Annotated in this window: 4 protein-coding genes; all 4 read right to left on the reverse strand. The window is 31.0% G+C overall.

The annotated features are described in order from the left end of the window. Positions 1-296: 296 nt before the first annotated feature. The 4 genes from B4G36_RS13830 to B4G36_RS13845 all read right to left on the reverse strand — a co-directional run bounded on the left by B4G36_RS13830 (position 297) and on the right by B4G36_RS13845 (position 6,222). Entirely contained in the window at positions 297-794 is a 498-nt protein-coding gene (locus B4G36_RS13830; protein WP_291064370.1) for a DinB family protein, read from the reverse strand. Between the two features lie 88 nt (positions 795-882). Then, positions 883-1,323, reverse strand: a complete 441-nt coding sequence (locus B4G36_RS13835; protein ID WP_291064371.1) for a hypothetical protein — start codon at positions 1,321-1,323, stop codon at positions 883-885. Beyond that, entirely contained in the window at positions 1,304-3,112 is a 1,809-nt protein-coding gene (gene uvrC / locus B4G36_RS13840) for an excinuclease ABC subunit UvrC (RefSeq protein ID WP_291047110.1), read from the reverse strand. Before uvrC ends, B4G36_RS13835 begins: the two co-directional genes overlap by 20 nt. Further along, a complete protein-coding gene (locus B4G36_RS13845) occupies positions 3,112-6,222 on the reverse strand; it encodes a UvrD-helicase domain-containing protein (protein ID WP_291064372.1) in 3,111 nt (1,036 codons plus the stop codon). Before B4G36_RS13845 ends, uvrC begins: the two co-directional genes overlap by 1 nt. Positions 6,223-6,380 lie beyond the last annotated feature (158 nt).

The raw sequence follows: 6,380 nt of genomic DNA on the forward strand, positions 1-6,380 counted from the left end.
CTATTTCAGGACGGGACATAGTCAAAATACAAAAAAGCTTTCGAGGATTTCGAAAGCTTTTTTTATGAATTCATATTAATTGATACTTTTATAGATGTCTTTTTTAGATAAAATCAATAAAATAGATTATTAACTACGAATATTATAAAATTGTTAATATTTCTTAAAAAAAACATAACTTAGATTTGCTTAAATATGATATATGTTATATTTTTGAGATAATAATATTACTGATCAGTAATACAATTAACACTAATTATGATTTTAAGACCTCTATTAGAGGTCTTTTTTATTTTTTAAAACTTTTGAGAATCAGCACTTGGTCCATAACTCGAAGGTAAATCTATTCCAAGTAAGCGATAAAAAACTCCCAATTGAGCGCGGTGATGCGTAATTTGATTTAAAGCATGACGAATTGCTTCATATTTTGTGAAATCTGCAAAAACAGTTTCTCCTTCTGTAACTTGCCATCTTTTTGATAAATGATCTTCGTTCACATTTTCTAACGCCGCTTTTCCTAATTCATAATCATCATCCAATTTTTGTTGTAAATCTTCAATAGAGGTAAATTTTGTCGGTTTGTAATCTCCTGCAGCAAAATCTAATTTATCAGTTGTTAAAATTAAAGCAGGCCAAGCAAAAATTTCGACCACGTGATTTGCTAAAGTTGTAATGTCCATACTTTTTTCATGTGGTTTGTAATCCGCTTTGTCGCTCGGAAATAAAGCTATAAATTCTTTGGTGATTTTATATTCGCTTTGCAATTCGTTTTGTAATAACTCTATTAAATTCATAATGTTTTGATTTTATGAAAAGGTACAAAATTTTTGAATTGAACATAAAAAAACTGCTTTATGAAATTGTAAAGCAGTTGTTATATTTTTAAATATCATCGGTGTACAAATCGATAATTGGTCGTGGATCTTTTCGTTTGATTTGCATCAACCAATAAACAAAAATTCCTAAACCATTCCCGAAAATTATCGCAATAATCCATAACAATCTGTCGTCACTTTTTATCAAATTTGGATTCTTTAAAGCATGCACAATAAAGTAAACAAAAGAAATCACGCCAGTGAAAAAACTCATCAATACCAAAAAGATAAAAATGATAAGATTTCCTAATAAGGCACTCAATAGCGATTTAGAACTTCCTAAATGTCCTAGTTGCGCATCGAGCGTGTTAAACATCGAATAAAAAATTCCAAAATAACTTAACAAGCCAAGTATAAATAAAGTGATAGGAACAATTGCCAAAGTAGCTTGTAACTTTGGATTGTTCAAAAGAGAGGTTAAATCTCTGTCAATTAGTAGATTTTTCATCATTCGAAAAATAATCTTTTATTTTTTTTGCTTTAGATTTTCCTATACAATCGGTTAATTCTAACAAAGATGCGTTTTTTATTCGTTCGACCGATTTAAATTTTGTTAATAATTCTTTAATTGTTTGCGGACCGACACCTTCTATTTCTTCTAAAACCGAATTATAAGCGTTTTTACTTCGTCGATTTCGGTGACGCGTAATTCCAAATCGATGCGATTCATCTCGCACATGTTGAAGCACTTTCAAGGTTTCAGAATTTTTGTCCAAATATAACGGATAAGGATCATCTGGATAATAAATTTCTTCCAAACGCTTTGCAATTCCAATCACGGAAACTTTTCCGCGTAACCCTAAACGATCAATCGATTTTAGAGCAGAACTTAATTGCCCTTTTCCACCATCAATCAAAATTAATTGAGGCAAAGATTCTCCTTCAGCCAAAACTCTTGAATATCGTCTTTCAATCACTTCTTCCATTGTTGCAAAATCATTAGGTCCTTCAACCGTTTTGACATTGAAAATGCGATAATCTTTCTTACTTGGTTTTCCATTTTTGAACACTACACAAGCCGAAACTGGATTCGTTCCTTGAATGTTAGAGTTATCAAAACCTTCGATATGTCGAGGTTCTACAGGCAAACGCAAATCAACTTTCATCTGATTCATGATACGATTTGTATGACGATCAGGATCGACGATTTTAGTTTGTTTGAGCTGTTCTAAACGATAAATCCGTGTGTTTTTTAACGATAAATCGACAATATGTTTTTTATCGCCAATTTTTGGAACTGTAATTTTTCTGAACGGAATTTCTAAACTCAATTCGAACGGGACATAAATTTCTTTCGAAGTTAAATTAAATCGATCTGAAAAATCAATAATTGCACGTTCCAATAAATCTTCGTCTGTTTCATCCAATTTCTTTTTCCATTCTTCTGTATGCGACTGTATAATTGCACCGTGATAAATTTTCATGAAATTGACATAGGCATATTCTTCGTCCGACGTAATCGAAAAAACATCAACATTGGTAATCGTAGGCGAAACAATTGTAGAACGAGATTGATAATTCTGCAACGCTTCAATTTTTTCTTTAATCATTTGCGCTTTTTCAAACTTCAAATCCGATGCATATTTTGTCATTTGATTGACCAAATATTGTTTTGCTTCATTAAATTCTCCTTTGATAATATTACGAATTGCCGAAATTTGCTCGTTGTATTCTTCTTCGGTTTGATAAGCTTCACAAGGTCCAAGACAATTACCAATATGATATTCCAAACAAACTTTAAATTTGTGATTTTCAATATTTTTCTCGCTCAAATCATACGAACATGTTCTTAGTTGATACAATTCTTTGATCAAACCTAACAAAACTTTCATCGCTTTTCCGTTAGAATATGGTCCAAAATATTCCGAACCATCTTTGATTACATTGCGAGTCGAAAAAATTCGTGGAAATCGTTCATTTTTGATGCAAATCCAAGGATAGGTTTTGTCATCTCTTAACAGGATATTATATCGTGGTTGATGCTCTTTAATCAAATTATTTTCCAACAACAACGCGTCATATTCAGAATTTACGTTGATTGTTTCGATGTTATCAATATTACTCACCAAAACACGCAAACGTTTCGAATCGTGTTGTTTATTGAAATACGAATTCACGCGACGTTTCAAGTTTTTCGCTTTACCAATGTATAACAAATCTCCTCTTTTGTTATAATACTGATAAACACCAGGCGTTTCAGGTAAACTCGCTAATTTTAACTTTACATTTTCATTCATCAAAATACCTCTACAACATTTATTTTTTGCTGCTCATCATCAATATAAATCAAGATTTTGGTTTGAATATTATAACCTAAATTTCTAAAAAAATCGGCATATCTATTCACTTGAAAATGATGATCTAAATCGGGTTGACCAGTTTTATAATCGATAATCGAACAATTATTTTCTGCATCAATTACTACACGATCTGCTCTGAAAATTTGTCCATTTTCATCAATAAAATCGCGTTCATTCAAAACCGTTAAACCTTCAGCAAAATATGGAACTAATTTAGCATCTTGTAATAAATTTTGCAAGGTTTTTTGCAGATGTTCTACATTTTCGACTGAAATTGTACCACGCTGTTTTTCACTTTCGATGATTTTTGGTAAATCATTTTGTGTAACAATTTGCGATAAAATGTTATGAACTGTATTTCCAAATTCGGTGAATTTTAACTTTTCTTGCGCTTTTTCTGAATTGGTGTTAATCACTAAACGCGTATTCCAATCCGAAGAATAAATTTTTAACTCAGCCGAAGAGTTTTCTATGATTTTAGGAGTTGAAATTCGTTCTGGAGAACCTTTCAAAATAACTTCATCCTCAGAAAAACCTTTACTGAATACAAATTCGTGTAAATAATTTGCAATATTTTTAGATTTCGAAGATTCTTTCGGTTTTAGCGCAATCATATACAATTGCTCTTTTGCACGCGTTGTTGCAACATAAAGCGTATTAATTTCATCCAATTGAACCAAATTCTCTTCTTCGTCAATCTTCGATTTTATCGCTTCATTTTTGATTGATTTTAATTCATTATTAATTCCAACATAAAATGTTTCGAAGGGATTTTCTTCATCTTTTTGTAATGGAATCCAAATTTTAGAATTCTTACTTTGCCAATCCAAAAATGGTAAAATTACAACTGGAAATTCCAATCCTTTTGATTTATGAATCGTCATAATCTGGATTGCATCGACACCTTTTGGTGTTTTGATACTCGCTTTATCTTTGATCGTTGACCAAAACTCAAGAAATGAATTAAGATCAGATTCGTTTTTTGATGAATATTCTAAAATAACATCCAAAAAGCTCAAAATATAAGCTGGTGAACGCTCTTGTAAATGTAAAGTTCGAATCGCTTTTTCGGTGAAATCGTATAATGAAAGGTTTTGATCTTGAATAAAATCTAAATCAATTCCAACTGATTTGGTTAATTTTAAAAACTTAGGCAAATCACCTTTTAATGCTTTTTCAACTGTGATTGTTAAATCATTCGTTTTGAATAATTCTAATTCATAAGCCACCATCAAAAAACGAATTTTCGATTGCTCGTCTTGAGGATTTGATGTGATTTTGAACAAATATTCAATCAATTGAATTTCGAAAGAATTTTTTAACAACAAAGCTTCATTTGAAATTACAACCAAGTTATTTTCGGTCAAATATTTCGCTAACAAAATCCCTTGCGCATTACTACGAACCAAAATCGCAATATCTTTTAATGAAAAACCATTTGCTCGACAATCTTCAATTGTTTTAAGAACTAATTCTAAATTTTGTTCTTTAAATAAATCTTTCGAACGACCTTCTTGCTCAATGAAATTTATTTTGACAAAACCATCTTTTTGATGATTAGTTAATTGTTTATTTCCAATCTCGTACAAATATTGAAAACTCGGCAAATTGAGTTGTGGCGCGATAAACGAATACAATTCATTGTTAAATTGAATAATATTTTCGTGACTTCGCCAGTTTTTTTCTAATTCTTCAACTTTAATATTTTCTTCCTCTTTTCGATCGATTAAATCAATCATTTGTGCAGGATTTCCACCTCGCCAACGATAAATAGACTGTTTTGCATCGCCAACCAACATAATCGTGTCAGATTGCGCGCGTGCATTTTCCACCAACGGATTCAGATTATTCCATTGTAACGTCGATGTATCCTGAAATTCATCAATAAAATAATGATTGTAGCGCGAACCAATTCGTTCGTAAATAAAATTGGCTGGCTGTTGTTGCAGATTTTTACTGATAATGGTATTAAATTCGTTAATCAATAAAACATTTGAATCTTTTTTGATCGAATCCAATGATTTTTCAACTTCATTAATCAACGAAATTGAGGATATATTTTTTTGAATTGAGGTTAACAAAAGTAAGTGATCATTGATGTTCGCAGCTTTTTCGAACAAATCTTTCACTTGAGGAAAAATAGATTCTGCTATTACATCTTTCACTTTCGAAAGATAACCTTCTTCCAAAATATCTTTTGTATTCGCATCGGTTGGTAAAATCAAACCAAAACCATCAAAGTTTTTTAATTTCTGGAAAAAAGCAGCAATTCCTCGACTTTTTCCTGGTAATTCATTTACCGAAATTCCATTGTTTGCAAGCAATTCGAAAAACTCATTTCCGATTGTAATCAAACCATCTTTCAAAGTTTTTATATCATCAAAAATAACTTTTCGGTAACGAATAAATTCGTCTAACGAAATGTTTTTTAATTTTTCTAAATCTTGTAAATGTCTATCATTAGAAATGTCCGAAGTGTCTGAAGAAAGCGTTTTTCGAATATCCCACGATTTATTTGCGTCCATATTATCCAATGCAATTTTGATCATTGTTTGCGTTAGTTTTTCGTCTTCCCCAATTTTTGAATACAACAAATCAACAGATTCATTAATGATTTCATTCGTATTCATTTCGACATCAAAATTCATTGATAAACCCAAATCTTGTGCAAAAGATTTCATCAATCGAAGATTAAATTTATCAATCGTAGAAATCGAAAATTTGGAATAATTATGAAGAATCGCAATCAGAATATTGTATGCTTTTGTCTTAATGATTTCAGGCTTCAAATTCAGTTCTGAAGCTAATTCTAGAATATAGCCATCTTCTTTTGGATTAGGGTTTTTGGCAATTTCTTCTAAAGTTTCGATGATACGTTCCTTCATTTCGCCGGCCGCTTTATTGGTAAATGTAATGGCTAAAATATGCTCGAAATGATAATCGCTTTCATTCGTCAATAACAACGAAAGAAATTCCTTTACCAATGTGTAAGTTTTACCTGCTCCAGCGGAAGCATTGTAAATTTTGAAATCGCCTGCTTGTAACAAATTCTGAATTTTTAGGAAAGTTAAACAATCTTCTCAAAAATAGAAAATCAGAATGCCAAAACATGACGTACTAAAAAAGGAAACCTGAACGAGTTTCCCTTTTTTTTTGAATATGTTATAAATACTAACCGGTAGTGTATTTGTATTAGATTGTATAT

The organism is Empedobacter sp. UBA3239 (assembly GCF_002362875.1).
In the GTDB taxonomy this organism is placed as follows: domain Bacteria; phylum Bacteroidota; class Bacteroidia; order Flavobacteriales; family Weeksellaceae; genus Empedobacter; species Empedobacter falsenii_B.